This is a genomic window from Amycolatopsis thermalba, assembly GCF_003385215.1.
GTDB lineage: Bacteria > Actinomycetota > Actinomycetes > Mycobacteriales > Pseudonocardiaceae > Amycolatopsis_E > Amycolatopsis_E thermalba.
Map to the genome: position 1 here is coordinate 193,815 of NZ_PQHW01000001.1, position 17,095 is coordinate 210,909.

The following is a 17,095-nucleotide window of genomic DNA, read 5'->3' on the forward strand; positions in this document are numbered from 1 at the left end:
CAGAGCCAGAACCGCGGCCGATGAGGGGTCCAGTCTGGCACCGCCGACCGGCCCGGTTCTGGTACTTCTGCCCGGGCCAGTCCTCCCCCACGCTCGGAGCGACGCACACGGCAGATGGGAGCGGACGATGAGGATCGGTGTGCCTCGCGAGGTGAAGAACCACGAATACCGGGTGGCGGCGACGCCGGCCGGGGTGCACGAGTTCACCGCGGCCGGACACGAGGTGTTCGTGGAACGCGGCGCGGGCGAGGGCTCGTCCATCCGGGACGAGGACTACGTCGCGGCCGGGGCGAAGCTGCTCGACAGCGCCGACGACGTGTGGGGCACCGCCGAGATGGTGCTCAAGGTGAAGGAGCCGGTCGCCCAGGAGTACCACCGCCTGCGCGAGGACCAGCTGCTGTTCACCTACCTGCACCTCGCGGCGAGCCAGGAGTGCACCCGGGCCCTGCTCGACGCCGGCACCACCGCCGTGGCGTACGAGACGGTGCAGCTGCCCGGCGGGGCGCTGCCACTGCTGTTCCCGATGAGCGAGGTCGCCGGCCGCCTCGCGCCGCTGGTCGGCGCGCAGACCCTGATGCGGGTCAACGGCGGCCGCGGCGTGCTGATCGGCGGCGTGTCCGGGGTGGCCCCGGCGCGCGTGGTGGTGCTGGGCGCGGGCGTGGCGGGCATGAACGCGGTCGCGGTGGCCGCCGGCGCGTGGGGCGACGTCGTGCTGTTCGACAAGAACGTGGACAAGCTGCGCGCCGCCGACCGGATGTACCAGGGGCGGATCCGCACCGCCGCGGCCAACGCCTACGCGATCGAGCAGGCGGTGCTGGAGGCCGACCTGGTGATCGGCGCGGTGCTGGTGCCCGGCGCGAAGGCGCCCAGCCTGGTGTCCAACGAGGTGGTGTCCCGGATGAAGCCGGGCAGCGTGCTGGTGGACATCTCGATCGACCAGGGCGGCTGCTTCGAGGACTCGCGGCCGACCACGCACGCCGAGCCGACCTTCCGGGTGCACGAGTCGGTGTTCTACTGCGTGGCCAACATGCCCGGCGCGGTGCCGCACACCTCCACGCACGCGCTGACGAACGTGACCCTGCCCTACGCCCTGGAGATCGCGAACAAGGGGCTGCGGGACGCGGTGCGGGACACGCCCGAGCTGCGCGGCGGGGTGAGCACCGTGTCCGGCGCGCTGACGTCGGAGCCGGTGGCCCGCGCGCACGGCCTGCCCGCGGTGGGCGTGGACGCGGCGCTGGCCTGAGGTGCCGATCCGCGCCGGCGCGGGGTGGGAAAACCGGCCACGGCGGGTTAGGTTTCTGCTCACCCCGCTCCGGTGCGGCCCCACCAGGAGATGCCCTTGCCACGCACGCTGATCGAGATCGACCGGTCCTCCGACGAACCGCTGTACCGCCAGGTGCGGCGGGCGATCGAGCACGGCATCGCCATCGGCACGTTCGACCCGGCGCGCCGGCTGCCCAGCTCCCGTGAGCTGGCCGTCGAGCTGGGCGTGTCGCGCAACACGATCAACCTCGCCTACCAGGAGCTGGTGGCCGAGGGGTACGTGGAAAGCCGCGAGCGCAGCGGCCTGTTCATCAACGGGGAGATGCGCCCGCACTGCGCGGTGCAGGAACGCGACACCGAGTCCCGCATCGACTGGCCGAGCCGGGTGCGCCGGTTCCCCGACGCCGGGGTCGCCCACATCGAGAAGCGCACCGACTGGGCGAGCTACCCGTACCCGTTCCTGGCCGGGCAGGTCGACGTGTCGGCGTTCCCGGCGCGGTCGTGGACGCGGTGCCTGCGTGACGCGCTGTACCGGCCGCACGTGTTCCACAGCCTGCAGGACAGCGTGGGGTCCGACGATCCGATGCTGGTCGACATGGTGTGCCGCCACCTGCTGACCACCCGGGGCATCGAGGCGAGCCACGAGGAGGTGCTCATCACCGTCGGCTCGCAGCAGGGCCTGGACCTGCTCGGCCGGGTGCTGCTCGGCCCGGAGCAGGTGGTGGCGATCGAAAACCCCGGCTACCTGGACGCGCGGCACATCTTCCTGCGCACCGGCGCCCGCGTGGCAGGTCTGGACGTGGACGCGAGCGGTCTGCGGCCGCCGGCGTCGCTGGACGGGGTGGACCTGCTCTACCTCACCCCGAGCCACCAGCATCCGACGAACGCGACGCTGAGCATCGGGCGGCGGCGCCGGCTGCTCGCGCAGGCGGCGGCGTCCGGCACGGTGGTCGTCGAGGACGACTACGACAGCGAGTTCCGGTACCAGGGCAGCCCCACCCCCGCGCTCAAGGCGCTCGACGGCACCGGCGACGCGGTGTACCTGGGCACGTTCTCCAAGTTCCTCTCCCCCGGGCTGCGCCTGGGTTACCTGGTGGGGCCGCGGGAGCTGGTGCGCGCGCTGCGCGAGGCCCGGCGCTACGTGCTGCGCCACCCGCCCGGGCACCTGCAGCGCGCGCTGGCGCTGCTCATCGAAAGCGGCGAGTACCACCGGTCGCTGCGCCGCTACCGGGCCAAGCTCCTGCGCAAGTGGACGGCCACCTGTGAAGCGGTCACCGAGCACCTGCCGTGGCCGCAACCGCCGTACCCGCCGGGCGGGGTGAGCCTGTGGATGACCGGGCCGCCCGAACTGGACTGCCGGGTGCTGGTGGAGCGCGCGGAGCGGATGGGCGTGCTGATCGAGCCCGGCGACATCTTCTTCCTCGGCGACGACCAGCCCCGCAACCACTTCCGCATCGGGTTCTCGGCCACGCCGATCTCGGCGATCGACCCGGGGATCCGGCTGCTCGGCCGCCTGTGCACCGCGCTGCTGGACGGGTGAGCCCGGCGCATCTGGCACCACCCGTCCGTCGCGTTCTGGACCTGTTCGCGGACCCAGTCCCCGGGGCACTGTCAGGGGCAGGAGACGTGGACAAGGAGGTCCAGCAGTGGGCGACACCACCCCGGGGACAGCGGCCGCCGATCTCGTCGTGCTCGGCGGCACGGTCCTGACCCTCGATCGCGGCGGCACGCGGGCGAGCGCGCTCGCCGCCTCCGGCGGCCGGATCACCGCGATCGGGGACGACCGCGCGATCGCGGGGCTGGCCGGTCCCGGCACGACCGTGGTGGACCTGGCCGGGCGCGCGGTGATCCCGGGTTTCGTGGAATCGCACAACCACCCCGCGTTCTTCGGCATGACGCTGGCCGCGCCGGTCGACGCCGGCAGCCCGCCGAACGACTCGATCGGCGACGTGGTGGAGCGGGTCCGGCAGGCGGTGCGCGACTTCGGGCCGGGCGAGTGGATCCGCGGGTTCCGCTACGACGACACGCTGCTCGCCGACGACCGCCACCCCACCCGCGCCGACCTCGACCCGGTGTCCCCGCACAACCCGGTGCTGCTCACGCACGTGACCGGCCACTTCTGCGTGGTCAACTCCGCCGCGCTGCGGGCCGTGGGGATCGACGCGCGGACGCCGGACCCGCCCGGCGGGGTGATCGCCCGGGACGAGCGCGGCGAGCCCACCGGGCTGCTGATCGAGACGGCCGCGTTCCTGGTCAACTCGGCCATGCCGGCGCAGGGGCCCGACCACCTGGCCGAAGCCCTGCTGCTGGCCGACGCCGAGTACCTGCGGCACGGGGTCACCTCGGTGCACGACACCGGCATCGGGCTGATCGGCGGCGCGGGTGAGCTCGCGGCCTACCGGCGGCTCACCCGCGCCGGGCGGTTGCGCACCCGCGTGCACGGCTACCTGTTCCACACGCTGGTACCCGGGCTGGACGAGGGCGAGCCGGAGCCGCCGCAGGCCGGCGAATTCCCGCTGACCGGGGTGAAGATCGTGGCGGACGGCTCGATCCAGGGCCGCACCGGCTGCCTGGCCGAGGGGTACGCGTGCGACCCCGGCGAGCACGGCATGATGCTGCTCGAACCGGGTGAGCTGGCGCGCCGCATCGCCGCGCTGGACGCGGCCGGCTGGCAGGTGGCGGTGCACGGCAACGGGGACGCCGCGATCGACGCCATCATCGACGGGTACGCGCGGCTGGGCGCCCCGGCGGGCACCGGGCGGCGGCACCGCATCGAGCACTGCCAGACGGTCCGCGAGGACCAGCTGGACCGGATGGCCGCGCACGACGTGACCGCGTCGTTCTTCATCAAGCACGTCTACTACTGGGGCGACCGGCACCGGGACGTGTTCCTCGGCCCGCGGCGGGCGCGCCGGATCAGCCCGCTGGCCTCGGCGCGGTCCCGGGGAATCCACTTCGGACTGCACTCGGACACGCCGGTGACCCCGGTCCCGCCACTGGAGGGCATCTGGTGCGCGGTCACCCGCCGCACCAGCGGCGGGGAGCTGCTCGGCCCGGAGCAGGCCGTCGACGTGGACGCGGCCCTGCGCGGCTACACCGTCGACGCGGCGTACCTGGCCGGCGAGGAGAACGACAAGGGCAGCCTGGAGGTCGGCAAGCTGGCCGATCTGGCGGTGCTGTCGGCGGATCCGACGGCGGTGGACCCGGACCGGATCCGCTCGCTGACCGTCGACGCCACCGTCGTCGGCGGCCGTCTGGCCTGGCAGCGCGCCGACGCGCCGGTGACCACGGAAGGTGCGCGATGATCCGCAGCTGGCCCAGTGTCCTCATCGGACTGGGCATTCCCGCGCTGGCGATCCTGGTCGTCACCCCGCTGCTGTCCGGCACGGCGGTGTCGGTGGCCGGGATCCCGCTGCTGTTCTTCTGGATGTTCTGCTGCTTCCCGCTGACCACGCTGTGCCTGTGGGTCAGCTGGCGGTTCTTCGACCGCCACCACTACCCCGCCGACCGGCGCACCGCACAGGAGGACCGCTGATGCTGATCGCGATCGTGGCCGTGGTGATGGCGGCGTCGGTCCTGCTGGCGTTGTGGGCGGGCCGCGCGAGCCGCGGCGGCGGGATCTCCGAGTTCCTGGTGGGCGGGCGGTCGTTCCCGGCGTGGCTGGTGTACTTCCTGGCCGTCGGCGAGGTGTACAGCATCGGCACGATGATCGGGTTCCCGAGCGGGATCTACGCCCACGGCGCCAGCTACGGGATCTGGTTCCTCGGCTACATCCTGCTCGCCTACTCGCTGGGGTACTTCCTGGCGCCGCTGGTGTGGCGGGCGGCGCACCGGCACGACGCGATGACGGTGCCCGACGTGTTCGGCCGGCACTACGGCAACCGGGCGCTCGAGCTGATCACGTGCGTGACGATGCTGATCGCGCTGGTGCCGTGGGGGCAGTACCAGTTCATCGGGCTGCAGGTGGTGCTGAGCAACCTCGGGCTGCGGCTGAGCCCGGTGCAGTGCGTGCTGCTGGCCGGGGTGATCGCGTTCGTCTACATCGCGGTGTCCGGCATCCGGTCGCCGGCGTTCGTGTCGATCCTCAAGGACGTGTTCATGCTGCTCGGGGTCGTGGCGGTGGGGCTGGCCGCGGTGCTGGCGGCAGGCGGCACCGCCGAGGTGACCGGGCCGGCGGTGCTGGCACGGGCGCAGACCACGATGGGCGGTCCGGCGCTGCTGTTCGCGATGACCACGATCCTGTTCCAGAGCGTGGTGTTCTACCTCGGGTTCGGCGGGGCGTACGTGTTCCCGGCGCGGTCGGAGCGGGCGGTGAAGAGCTCGACGGTGTGGATGCCGCTGTACATGCTGATCTACCCGTTCCTGGTGTTCGCCGCGTACTACGGCCTCCAGCACCACCCGGGGCTGGCGAACCCGAACACGGTGTTCATGGTGACGGCCAAGGGGTTGCTGCCGGAACCGGTGCTCGGGCTGGTGGCCGCGGGTGCCGCGTTGTCCGGGGTGCTGGTGCTGTCGGCGACGGCGCTGACGATCGGCGGCATGGTGAGCCGGAACCTGGTGCCGAACGTGCGGCCGGCGGCGCAGCGCCGCTGGACGGTCGGGGTGGTGGCGGCGTTCCTGGTGCTGGCCGCGGTGCTCACGCTGACCGCGTCGACGCTGATGCTGACCGTGCTGAACCTGACCTACAACTTGCTGGCGCAGGTGGTGCCGGGGTGGCTGGCGGTGCTGTTCGCGCGCCGGGTCCGCGCGGCGGCGATCGCGACGGGCATGGTGGTGGGCGTGGCGGCGGCGGTCACGCTGTACGTCACGGACGCGACGCTCGGCGGGATCAACCCGGGGCTGGTGTCGATGGGCCTGAACCTGGCGATCGTCTTCGGGTGGCGCCTCATCGCCCCCGGCCCCCGGCGAGCGCCGGTCGCGCGGGAAGGCGGCCCCGCGGTGACGCCACGCGCGGTGGCGACCCAGCCCGCGAACTGAGGCCGGCCGGTGCCGGTCGCGCCACCGGCCGGCACCGCGCCGGGTGACGCCTGATCGCCCCCGGCTCCGGCCAGCGCCGGTGGCGGGCGAGAACGACCCACCGGTGGCGCCACGCGCGGCGGCGACCCAGCCCGCGCGAGCGGCTCCGCGGTGGCGCCACGCGCGGTGGCGACCCAGCCCGCGAACTGAGCCCCGGCGGGGTGCCGATCGCACCAGCGGCAGGCACCTCCGCGGGCGGCGCCTGCTCGCCTCCGGCTGCGATCAGCGCCGGTGGCGCGCAAGAACGACCCAGCAGTGGCGCCACGCGCGGTGGCGGCCCAGCCCGCGCCCTGAGCCCCGGCGGGGTGCCGATCGCGCCACCGGCCGGCACCGCGCCGGGTGACGCCTGATCGCCCCCGGCCCCCGGCGGTCGCCGGTGGCGCGGAAGAACGACCCACGTGCGGTGGCGGCCCAGCCCCCGCGTTGAGACCGCCTCGGCGAGGTGCCGGTCGCGCCACCGGTCGATCGCCGGTGCGCGCGAGAGCGGCCCCGCCGCGACGCCACGCGCGGTGGCGGCCCAGCCCGCGCGCCGAGGCCGCCGGGAGTTGCCGCCCGGAAGCGTCAACGCGTCAGGAGTCCCAGGATTTCCCGGAACGGGCGGTATCCCGTGCACTCCGCCGGGTCCAGTGCGACGCTGCGCCGGTAGTACCGGCTCAGGTCGAGGCCCACGCCCACCCCGTACACCTCCACCTCGCCACCGCGCTCCAGGTCGCCCGCCACCTGGGTCAGGTGGTCGTCTAGGTAGTGCCGGTCGTTCGCCAGGGCGGTCGCGCCGTCCATCGGGCTGCCGTCGGACAGCACGAAGACCGCGCGCCGCCGGGCGTCGCACCCTCGGGCGCGCTCCGCGGCCCACGCCAGGGCCTCGCCGTCGATGCCTTCGCGGTACAGGTCCGCCTTCAGCAGCGCGGCGATGTCCCGCCGGGCGCGGCGCCACGGCGTCGCCGCGTCCTTGAACACCAGGTGGCGGCGCTCGTTGAGCCGGCCGGGCCGGGCGGGGCGGCCGGCGCGCAGCCAGTCCCGCCGGGCGCGGCCGCCGTGCCACGCCGCGGTGGTGAAGCCGAGCACCTCGCTCGACGCGCCGGCCAGGTCCAGCGCCCGGGCGAACACGTCGGCCAGCACGGCCACGGTTTCGCTGTGCGCCTTCATCGACCCCGAGCAGTCCACGAGGAAGGTGACCAGCACGTCGGCGACCGGTTCGGTGCGCTCCACCCGGAACAGGCGACGCTCGGTGGGCGAAGCGACCAGCCGCGCCAGCGCCCGCCCGTCGACGTACCCCTCCTCCTGGGCGCCGTCCCAGCCGTCGCGGGCTGGGGCGGCGAGCACCGCCGTCAGGTCGCGCGCGAGCCGGGCGGCGTTGACGCCCTGCCGGGCCACGCGGAGGTCCAGCCGGTCACGCTGCTCCCGCAGCCACTCCGGCCGCACCAGCGCCGCGGCCCGCTGCTCGCGGTCGTAGGCGGTGGTGAACACCCGGTACGGCCCCGCTTCCCCGGCCCGGGCCGCGCCACCCGCCGGCGCCGGAAGCCCACCGTCCTCATCGGACTCGTCGTCGAAGTCCAGCAGCAGCGCGTACGGCGAATCGTCTTCGTCGCGGTCCCGTTCCTCGCCCGGCGCGGGGTCGAGCCACCCCGCCACGGCGGCCGCCAGCGCGCGGGCGTGGCGGGCGAACGCCGCCTGGTCCGCCCGGTGCCGGCGCAGCCCGGCCAGGTGCGTGCCGATCACCGGGGCGAGCGCGGCGCGCGCCGGTTCGATCAGGTCCTCGGTCTCGGCCACCACCGGCTCGCCGGTGATCCGGGACCGGCACACCTGCGCGAGCGTGTACACGAGCAGGCCGCGCTCGGTCGCCGTCAGTCCGGCCCGGTGCGCGGCGCGGGACCACCGTTCGTGCCGGCGCCGCAGGTTGGTCACCACCCCGGGCAGGGCGGCCGGGACCAGGGATTCCACCCGGAACTGTTCGAGCAGGTCGAACAGCAGCCGCTCGGCGCCGCCCGCGGGCCGCAGCCGGGCGTGCACGCGGCGGTCCGTGACGGCCAGGTGCAGCGCCAGCCCGTCGGCGGCGCCGCGGAAGGACACCACGTCCTCCTCGCCGGGCCGCAGGTGCGGGGCCGGCGCCGGCACGGGCCGGGTGCCGCGGTGCAGCCGCCCGCCGCGGAAGTGCGCGTCCGGCTCGCCGCTGATCGCGCGGATCGCGGCCGCGGACAGCTCCTCGACCCGTCGCCGCCGCCGGGTCCCGGCCCCGGTCACGCCGTGGCCGCGAGCGGGGAGGAGTCGAGCTCGCGGTCGAAGCAGCGCTGGAAGTACTCGGCGACCACCGGGCGTTCGGCCTCGTCGCACTTGTTCAGGAACGTCAGCCGGAACGCCAGCGCCGGATCGCCGAAGATCTCGCAGTTCTCCGCCCAGGTGATGACCGTGCGCGGCGACATCAGCGCGGACAGGTCACCGGCCCGGAACCCCTCGCGGGTCAGCCCGGCCACGGCGACCATCGCCGCGACCAGCCGCCGGCCGCGCTCACCGGCCAGGCCGGGCACGCGCGCGTGCACGATCGCGGCCTCCTCCGCGGGCGGCAGGTAGTCCAGCGCGGCCACGATGTTCCACCGGTCGATCTGGGCGTGGTTGAGCCGCTGCACGCCGTGGTAGAGCCCGTTGAGGTTGCCCAGGCCGACGGTGTTGGCCGTGGCGAACAGCCGGAACCCGGGGTGCGGCCGCAGCACGGTGTTGGCGTCGGTGAGGGTGAACCGGCCCTCGCGTTCGAGCAGGCGCTGGATGACGAACATGACGTCGGGGCGGCCCGCGTCGTACTCGTCGAGGATCAGCGCGATCGGCCGGCGCAGCGACCACGGCAGCACGCCCTCGCGGAACTCGGTGACCTGCTTGCCCTCCCGCAGCACCACGGCGTCCCGGCCCACCAGGTCGAGCCTGCTGACGTGGCCGTCGAGGTTCACCCGCAGGCACGGCCAGTTCAGCCGTGCCGCGACCTGTTCGATGTGGGTGGACTTGCCGGTGCCGTGCAGGCCCTGCACGAGCACGCGCCGGTTGTGCGCGAACCCGGCGAGCAGGGCGAGGGTCACGTCCGGGTTGAACCGGTAGGCCGGGTCCGGCTCGGGCACGTGCTCGTCCGGTTCGGCGAAGCCGGGCACCACCAGGTCGGTGTCGAGTCCGAACACCTCGCGCACCGCGATGCGGGCGTGCGGGCCGTTGCTGGTCATCCGGGGGACCTCCGTCAGGACGGGATGGCGTCGGCGGCGCCGGCCGAACCCTCGGCCTCGACCTCGCGGATCGCCTCGGCGGCGCGCTGCAGGGCGGGCAGCGCCTGCAGCGCCTTGTCCGCGGTGAGCCGCATGACCGGGGCCTGCACCGCGACCGCCAGGTTGGAGCGGCCGGTGCGGCTGGGCACCAGCACGGCCACGCACACCAGCCCGGGCAGGAACTCCTCGTCGTCGAGGGCGAACCCGTCGCGGCGGATGCGGGCGAACTCCTCCTCCAGCGTGCCGAGGTCGGTGATGGTCTTGGGCGTGTACCGCTTGAGCGGGGCGTGCGCGAGCAGCTTGCGGCGCTGGCCGGGGCTCATCTGGGCGAGGATGATCTTCCCGCTGGCCGAGCAGTGGATCGGCACGCGCGAGCCGGGCCGCAGGTAGAACCGCAGCGGCTCGGGGGTCTCGACGCGGTCGAGGTAGACGATCTCGCTGCCGGACAGGGCGGTGATGTTGCAGCTCTCCCCCAGCTCGTCGACCAGGTGCTTGAGCACCGCGTGCCGGGCGCCGTGGTGGGTGGCGTTGAGCAGCAGGTTCTCCGCGAGCCGGCGCAGCCGGACGCCGGTGCCGTAGTGCCGCCCGTCGGCCTGGCGGACCAGCAGCCCGGCGCCCTCCAGCTGCTGCAGCATGCGGTGCAGGGTCGGTTTGGGCATCCCGGTCTCCTCGACCAGGCCCTGCAGCGTGACCAGCTGGTCCTTCGCGGCGATCAGCTCGAGCAGCGAGAACAGCCGCATCGTGGGGGTGTCCCCGTTCACGCCGGCGGCGTCCGCTTCGCGCACGAGCTCGACGGCCCGGTCCTTCGACTGCACCATGTTCCGAAAACTAGCACATCTCGTCTCGTTTTTCACCGAACCCTGTTGACCCTCTCTCGCGCGAGCCTTATCGTCCATCCTGTTCAGGTTTCAGGAACGTGACGTTCCGGAAGTTCGGATTTCCACTGCTCGAAGGAGTGCAGCATGGCGGAGCGGAAGACGGGCGACGGGCGCACCGTCGTCAGCGGCCCGGCGAAGATGACCCCGTCGGAGGCCTTCGTCGAAACCCTGGTGGCCAACGGGGTCACCGACATCTTCGGCATCATGGGCTCGGCGTTCATGGACGCGATGGACATCTTCGCGCCGGCCGGCATCCGGCTGATCCCCGTCGTGCACGAGCAGGGCGCCGCGCACATGGCCGACGGCTACTCCCGGGTCAGCGGGCGGCACGGCGTGGTCATCGGCCAGAACGGCCCGGGCATCAGCAACTGCGTCACCGCGATCGCGGCGGCCTACTGGGCGCACAGCCCCGTGGTCATGATCACGCCGGAGGCCGGGACCATGGGCATGGGGCTGGGCGGCTTCCAGGAGGCCAACCAGCTGCCGATGTTCCAGGAGTTCACCAAGTACCAGGCGCACGTCAACAACCCGCGCCGGATGGCCGAGCTGACCGGCCGCGCCTTCGACCGCGCGATGTCGGAGATCGGCCCGACGCAGCTGAACATCCCGCGCGACTTCTTCTACGGCGAGATCGAGGCGGAGATCCCCGAGCCGCAGCGCGTCGAGCGCGGGCCGGGCGGGCCGCTGTTCGCGGACGAGGCCGCCGAGCTGCTGGCGAACGCCGAGTTCCCGGTGATCCTCTCCGGCGGCGGCGTGGTGATGGCCGACGCCGTGGAGGAGTGCCGGGCGCTGGCCGAGCGGCTGGGCGCGCCGGTGGTCAACAGCTACCTGCACAACGACTCGTTCCCGGCGAGCCACCCGCTGTGGTGCGGCCCGCTGGGCTACCAGGGCTCCAAGGCGGCCATGAAGCTGATCTCGCGCGCCGACGTGGTGGTCGCGCTCGGGTCGCGGCTCGGCCCGTTCGGGACGCTGCCGCAGCACGGCATGGACTACTGGCCGAAGAACGCCAAGATCATCCAGATCGACGCCGACCACCGGATGCTCGGGCTGGTCAAGAAGATCAGCGTCGGGATCTGCGGCGACGCCAAGGCCGCCGCGATCGCGCTGACCCAGCGGCTGGCCGGCCGGGACCTGGCCTGCGACCACACCCACGCGCAGCGGGCGGAGACGATCCGGTCCGAAAAGGACGCCTGGGAGACCGAGCTGTCCGAGTGGACCCACGAGCGCGACCCGTTCAGCCTGGACATGATCGCCGAGCAGGCGCAGGAGGACGGCAACTGGCTGCACCCGCGGCAGGTCCTGCGCGAGCTGGAGAAGGCGATGCCGCCGCACGTCATGGTCTCCACCGACATCGGCAACATCAACTCGGTGGCCAACAGCTACCTCCGGTTCGAGGAGCCCCGCAGCTTCCTCGCCCCGATGAGCTTCGGCAACTGCGGCTACGCGCTGCCCACCGTGATCGGCGCCAAGGCGGCCGCGCCGCACCGCCCGGCGATCGCCTACGCCGGGGACGGCGCGTGGGGCATGAGCATGGGCGAGATCATGACCGCGGTGCGCCACGACATCCCGGTCACCGCGGTGGTGTTCCACAACCGGCAGTGGGGCGCGGAGAAGAAGAACCAGGTCGACTTCTACAACCGGCGGTTCGTCGCCGGCGAGCTGGACAACGAGAGCTTCGCCGGGATCGCCCGCGCGATGGGCGCCGACGTCCTGGTCGTCGACCAGCTGGACCAGGTCGGGCCGGCGCTGCGGCAGGCGGTCGACGCGCAGATGAACGACGGCCGCACCACGGTCCTGGAGATCATGTGCACCCGCGAGCTGGGCGACCCGTTCCGCCGGGACGCGCTGTCCAAGCCGGTCCGGTTCCTGGAGAAGTACCAGGACTACGTCTGATCGACCGGACTGCCCAAAGCCGGCCGGGCGCGTGCCCGGCCGGCTTTTCGCGCGTCCAGGGCCCATCTGGACCCAGTGATCGCGCGCTCTCTGGCTCTGGGCCGGGGCCAGAGTTGTTGCGATCGTCGGAGGAGTCCCGTACTCGCACACACAGGAGGTCGCCAGGTGAACGTCACGGAGCTGCGAGCCACCGCTCGCCGACACCTCGGGCCGCACTTCACGCGCAAGGACACCTGGGCCGCCGACTTCCCGGTGTTCGTGCGCGGCGAGGGCAGCTACCTGATCGACACCGAGGGCCGGCGCCACCTCGACGGCCTGGCCGGGCTGTTCTGCGTGAACATGGGCCACGGCCGCGAGGACATCGCCCGCGCCGCCGCCGAGCAGGCCGGCACCCTCGCCTACGCCAGCAACTGGGGTTCGGCCCACCCGCCGTCGATCGCGGCCGCCGAGCTGATCGCCCAGCTCGCCCCGGGTGACCTGGGCACCACGTTCTTCGTCAACTCCGGGTCGGAGGCGGTGGAGACCGCGCTGAAGTTCGCCCGCCAGTACCACCGCAGCCAGGGCGCCCCGGAGCGGACGAAGATCATCAGCCGGGAGATGGCCTACCACGGCACCACGCTGGGCGCGCTGTCGGTCACCGGGCTGCCGAAGATCAAGGAGCCGTTCGGCCCGCTGCTGCCCGGCATCCGGCACGTGCCCAACACCCTCGGCTTCACCGGGGACTGCGGCCCGGCCGACCAGCTGGCCTGCGTGCGGGCCATCGAGGAGGTCATCCTGGAGGAGGGCCCGGAGACGATCGCGGCGGTGTTCGCCGAGCCGGTGCAGAACGGGCGCGGCGCGCTGGTCCCGCCGGAGGGCTACTGGCCGGCGCTGCGCGCGCTGTGCGACAAGTACGGCATCCTGCTGGTCTCCGACGAGGTGATCTGCTCGTTCGGGCGGCTCGGCCACTTCTTCGGCCACGGCCTGACCGGCGTGGTGCCGGACCTGATCACCTTCGCCAAGGGCTCCACCTCCGGCTACGCGCCGCTGGGCGGAGTCGTCGTGCGGGAGTCGCTGGTGGCGCAGCTGTACGACTCGCCGCTGGGCGGGGTGTTCACGCACGGCGCGACGTGGGGTGGGCACCCGGTCGCCACGGCGGTCGCGGTCGCCAACATCACCGCGATGCGCGACGAGAAGGTGCCCGAGCACGTGCTGGCCGAAGGGCCACGGCTGTTCGCCGCGCTGCGGTCGCTCCAGGACGCCCACCGCTGCGTCAAGGACGTGCGCGGCACCGGGTTCTTCTACGCCCTCGAGCTGATGGCCGACCGGGACGGCGGCCGGGAGTTCACCGAGGAGGAGTCGCGGACGGTGCTGCGGCAGGTGCTGCCCGAGGCGTTCCGGCGCACCGGCGTGATCCTGCGCGGCGACGACCGCGGCGCGACGATGCTGATGATCGCGCCGCCGCTGGTCGCCGACCAGGCCGTGCTGTCGGACCTGCTGCACGGCGTCGACGGCATGCTGACCGACGTGGAGAAGGCCGTCCAGCCCTGACGTCACGGGCGCCGCGTGGGCGCCGGGCACCCGGACCTGCCGGGCACCCGGCGCCCGTCGTGCTGCCCGGGGAATGTCCGCACTGGACCCAGAGCATGCCGCGCATCTGGCACTCGCGCGGGGCCGGTCCGGTTCCTACGGTGACGGGAACCACACAGCAGTTCTCGGCGAGATCGCGGTGGTGCCGGCGCAGGGACGCGCAGTCCCTCCGGCGTCGCCGGAAGGAGGAGACGTGGGTTCTGCACCGGAGACGGCCGCCTCGAGCGGGCTCAAACCGGGTCTCAAACAACGCCACATGAACCTGATCGCCCTGGGCGGGGTCATCGGCGCCGGCCTGTTCGTCGGCAGCGGCGTGGTGATCCAGTCGGCCGGCCCGGCGGCCGTGGTCTCGTTCCTGATCGCGGGCCTGATCACCGTGCTGATCATGCGGATGCTGGCGGAGATGACCGTGGCGCGGCCCGCGCTCGGCTCGTTCTACGTCTACGCCCGCGAGGCGATGGGCAACCGCGCCGGGTTCGCGGTGGGCTGGATGTACTGGTACTTCTTCGTGATCGTGGTGGCCGTGGAGGCGGTGGCCGGCGGGCGGATCATGCAGCTGTGGCTGCCGGGCGTGCCGCTGTGGGTGCTCAGCCTCGGGCTGCTCCTGCTGCTCACCGCGACGAACCTGGTGTCGGCACGCTCCTACGGCGAGTTCGAGTACTGGTTCTCCTCGATCAAGGTCATCGCGATCGTGGTCTTCCTCGTGCTCGGCGCCCTCTACCTGCTCGGGTTCTGGCCCGGCTCCTCCGGCGGGGTCGGCAACCTCGTCTCGCACGGCGGGTTCGCGCCACTCGGGATCGGGGCGGTGCTGGCGGCGGTGGTGCCGTGCGTCGGGTTCTACACCGGCGCGGAGATCGTCACCATCGCGGCGGCCGAGTCCACCGAGCCGCGGCGGGCCATCGCCAAGGCGATGCGGTCGATCGTGTTCCGCGTGGTGGCCTTCTACGTCGGGTCGGTGTTCGTGGTGGTCGCCGTCAAGGCGTGGAACGCGCCGGACACCGCGGTCAGCCCCTACGCGGCGGTGCTGGACGTGCTCGGCATCCCCGCGGTGTCCACGATCATGAACGCGATCGTGCTGACCGCGGTGCTGTCGTGCCTGAACTCGGCGCTGTACACCTCGTCGCGGATGCTGTTCGCGCTGACCCGCAACGGGGACGCGCCCAAGGCGTTCACCAAGCTGTCCCGCAGCGGGGTGCCCCGCCGGGCGATCATCGCCGGCACCGCCGTCGGGTACGTGTCGGTCATCGCCGCCTACACCTCGCCCGATCTGATCTTCCAGTTCCTGGTGAACTCCTACGGCGCGGTCGCGTTGTTCGTGTACCTGTCGATCGCGCTGGCGCAGGTGCGGCTGCGCAAACGCCTGCAGAACACCGATCCGGGGGCGCTGAGCCTGAAGATGTGGCTGTTCCCGTGGCTGAGCTACGCGACGATCGCGTTGATGGTGGCGGTCATCCTGGCGATGGCGTTCCTGCCGTCCACCCGGTCGCAGTTCTGGCTGAGCGCGGTCACGCTCGTGCTGATCCTCGCCGCCTACCAGGTCCGCAAACGCCGGCCGGCCGCACCCGCGCCGGTCGCGCAGGCGAGCGTGTCCGAGGGGACGGTGGGACGGTGAAGCTGCTGGAACCCTCCGAAGTGGACGACGGGGCACGCACCGAGGCGAGCCGGGTGCTCGGCGGCCTGCCCTCGTGCGTGGCGGTGGTGACCGCCACCGCGGCGACCGGGCCGGTGGGGTCGGCCGGCCACCCGGTCACCGCGGTGTCCGCGGATCCGCCGCTGGTGGCGTTCTTCGCACCGGCGCGCGCGGCGACGGTCGCGGCGGCACGCGAGTCCGGCCGGTTCGCGGTGAACGTGCTCGCCGCCGACCAGGGCGCCGTCTACGACCGGTTCACGCGCGCGGCCGCGTTCGACCCGGTCCACTGGGAGCCGGGGGCGCCACCCCGGCTCCGGCGGGCGCTGGCGGTCCTGACGTGCGACCTGGAGGCGGTGACCCCGGCCGGCGGGCGGGTCCTGGTCCTCGGCCGGGTACGCCACGTCGCCGGCCGGCGCGCCGACCCGCTGATCGCCAGCCGCGGCGCACTGCACGGTCTCGCCCACACGGCACCGGACCACCCGCACTACCGCACGGTGCCCTGAGCAGGCGCGGGGGAGCCGTCCCGGTACGGCTCCCCCATCTGGTACCACCGGATACCCCGGTTCTGGCCCTACCGTTGTGTCCAGAAATGCACCAGGGTGATGAGCGTTCCCGTGCCCTGGAGGTCCGATGACCGCGCCCACCTTCTGGCAGCTGCCGGTGGCGGCGATGGCGTTCGCCGTCGGCGCGCTGGTGCTGGGCGGGGTGATCCGCGGCTATGCCGGCTTCGGCGCGTCCACCGTGTGGGTGGGCTGCCTCTGCCTGGTGCTGCCGCCGTCGGCCGTGGTGCCCAGCACGCTACTGCTGGAGGTCGCCTCCAGTGCGGCTCTCGCGCCGCGCGTGTGGCCGGACGCGCACCGGCCGTCGCTGCGGTGGCTGCTCGCCGGGACGCTGGCCGGGTTGCCCGCCGGCATCTGGGCGCTGGCCGCGCTGCCGGTGCACGCGACGCGGCTCGCGGTGGGGCTGGTGGTGGGCGTCTCGGCGCTCGCGCTCGCCGTCACCCGCCGCACGCGGCCGCTCGGCGGGCCGGCCCGCACCGGTGGCGCAGGTGTCCTGTTCGGCCTGCTCAACGGCGCGTGCGGGGTGGGCGGGCCGCCGGTGGTCCTGATGTACCTGGCCTCGCCGCTGCCGATCGGCGTCAGCCGGGCCAGCCTGGTGGTGTTCTTCCTCGCCGCCGATCTGCTGACCGTCGGCGCGGCGGGCGCGGGCGGCCTGCTCGGCTGGGCCGTGCTCGCGCAGACCGCGCTGTTCCTGCCGATCGCGCTCACCGGGGTCGCCCTCGGTGGGTGGGCCTATCGTCGGGCGGCCGGGGACGTGCGGCAGATCGTGCTCGGCATTCTCGCCGTGGTGTCGCTCGGCCTGGTGGCCCAGGCGGTGGTCGCGTGACGCTGGTGCTCGCCGCGCTGGCCGTCGCCTTCGCGGGGCTGATCGGCGGGCTGACCGGGTTCGGCGCGTCCCTGGTGGGCACGCCGTTGCTGCTGCTGACCGGGTTGCCGCTGCCGCAGGTGGTGCTGATCAACCTGGTCGTCACGATGACCACCCGGTTCGCCGTGCTGCACCGCGAACGGCGGCACGTGGTGTGGCTCCGGGTGCCGGTGCAGCAC

14 protein-coding genes are annotated in these 17,095 nt (G+C 73.3%); 11 read left to right on the plus strand and 3 right to left on the minus strand.

Annotated elements, in window-relative coordinates:
* Positions 1-127: 127 nt before the first annotated feature.
* The 5 genes from ald to D0D15_RS00975 all read left to right on the plus strand — a co-directional run bounded on the left by ald (position 128) and on the right by D0D15_RS00975 (position 6,240).
* Positions 128-1,243: an alanine dehydrogenase gene (gene ald / locus D0D15_RS00955; RefSeq protein ID WP_094002675.1), complete on the plus strand. Its 1,116-nt coding sequence runs from the start codon at positions 128-130 to the stop codon at positions 1,241-1,243.
* A gap of 90 nt (positions 1,244-1,333) precedes the next feature.
* Positions 1,334-2,803: a MocR-like pyridoxine biosynthesis transcription factor PdxR gene (gene pdxR / locus D0D15_RS00960; protein ID WP_198958077.1), complete on the plus strand. Its 1,470-nt coding sequence runs from the start codon at positions 1,334-1,336 to the stop codon at positions 2,801-2,803.
* 106 nt (positions 2,804-2,909) lie between these two features.
* Complete coding sequence (locus D0D15_RS00965; RefSeq protein ID WP_094002673.1) at positions 2,910-4,568, plus strand: amidohydrolase; 1,659 nt, start codon at positions 2,910-2,912, stop codon at positions 4,566-4,568.
* Positions 4,565-4,798 (plus strand): DUF3311 domain-containing protein, encoded by a 234-nt coding sequence (locus tag D0D15_RS00970; RefSeq protein ID WP_094002672.1) that lies wholly within the window; start codon positions 4,565-4,567, stop codon positions 4,796-4,798. The genes D0D15_RS00965 and D0D15_RS00970 overlap by 4 nt, the downstream gene beginning before the upstream one ends.
* Entirely contained in the window at positions 4,798-6,240 is a 1,443-nt protein-coding gene (locus D0D15_RS00975; RefSeq protein WP_094002671.1) for a sodium:solute symporter family protein, read from the plus strand. The genes D0D15_RS00970 and D0D15_RS00975 overlap by 1 nt, the downstream gene beginning before the upstream one ends.
* Positions 6,241-6,840: 600 nt before the next feature.
* On the opposite strand, the gene D0D15_RS00980 is transcribed toward D0D15_RS00975, so the two are convergent.
* From D0D15_RS00980 to D0D15_RS00990, 3 genes are read right to left on the minus strand one after another with little or no spacing between them, the layout of a single operon-like run.
* Positions 6,841-8,520 (minus strand): cobaltochelatase CobT-related protein, encoded by a 1,680-nt coding sequence (locus D0D15_RS00980; RefSeq protein WP_094002670.1) that lies wholly within the window; start codon positions 8,518-8,520, stop codon positions 6,841-6,843.
* A complete protein-coding gene (locus tag D0D15_RS00985; RefSeq protein ID WP_094002669.1) occupies positions 8,517-9,482 on the minus strand; it encodes an AAA family ATPase in 966 nt (321 codons plus the stop codon). The genes D0D15_RS00980 and D0D15_RS00985 overlap by 4 nt, the downstream gene beginning before the upstream one ends.
* A gap of 14 nt (positions 9,483-9,496) precedes the next feature.
* Positions 9,497-10,339 (minus strand): IclR family transcriptional regulator, encoded by an 843-nt coding sequence (locus D0D15_RS00990; protein WP_094002668.1) that lies wholly within the window; start codon positions 10,337-10,339, stop codon positions 9,497-9,499.
* Positions 10,340-10,483: 144 nt separating this feature from the next.
* Here D0D15_RS00990 and xsc point away from each other — a divergent pair, with 144 nt between their 5' ends.
* From xsc to D0D15_RS01020, 6 genes are all read left to right on the plus strand, one after another.
* On the plus strand, positions 10,484-12,292 hold the full coding sequence (gene xsc / locus D0D15_RS00995) for a sulfoacetaldehyde acetyltransferase (RefSeq protein WP_115944153.1): 1,809 nt from the start codon (positions 10,484-10,486) through the stop codon (positions 12,290-12,292).
* Between the two features lie 165 nt (positions 12,293-12,457).
* Entirely contained in the window at positions 12,458-13,822 is a 1,365-nt protein-coding gene (locus tag D0D15_RS01000; RefSeq protein ID WP_094002666.1) for an aspartate aminotransferase family protein, read from the plus strand.
* Between the two features lie 295 nt (positions 13,823-14,117).
* Complete coding sequence (locus D0D15_RS01005) at positions 14,118-15,473, plus strand: amino acid permease (protein ID WP_094002665.1); 1,356 nt, start codon at positions 14,118-14,120, stop codon at positions 15,471-15,473.
* Positions 15,470-15,994 carry a flavin reductase family protein gene (locus D0D15_RS01010; RefSeq protein ID WP_094002664.1) on the plus strand — a complete coding sequence of 175 codons (525 nt, stop codon included), beginning with the start codon at positions 15,470-15,472 and terminating at the stop codon, positions 15,992-15,994. The genes D0D15_RS01005 and D0D15_RS01010 overlap by 4 nt, the downstream gene beginning before the upstream one ends.
* 127 nt (positions 15,995-16,121) lie before the next feature.
* Positions 16,122-16,877, plus strand: coding sequence for a sulfite exporter TauE/SafE family protein (locus tag D0D15_RS01015; RefSeq protein WP_094002663.1), 756 nt, complete (start codon positions 16,122-16,124; stop codon positions 16,875-16,877).
* Positions 16,874-17,095: TSUP family transporter (locus D0D15_RS01020; RefSeq protein ID WP_244214920.1), on the plus strand; the 222-nt coding region annotated here is incomplete at its 3' end. The genes D0D15_RS01015 and D0D15_RS01020, both read left to right, overlap by 4 nt.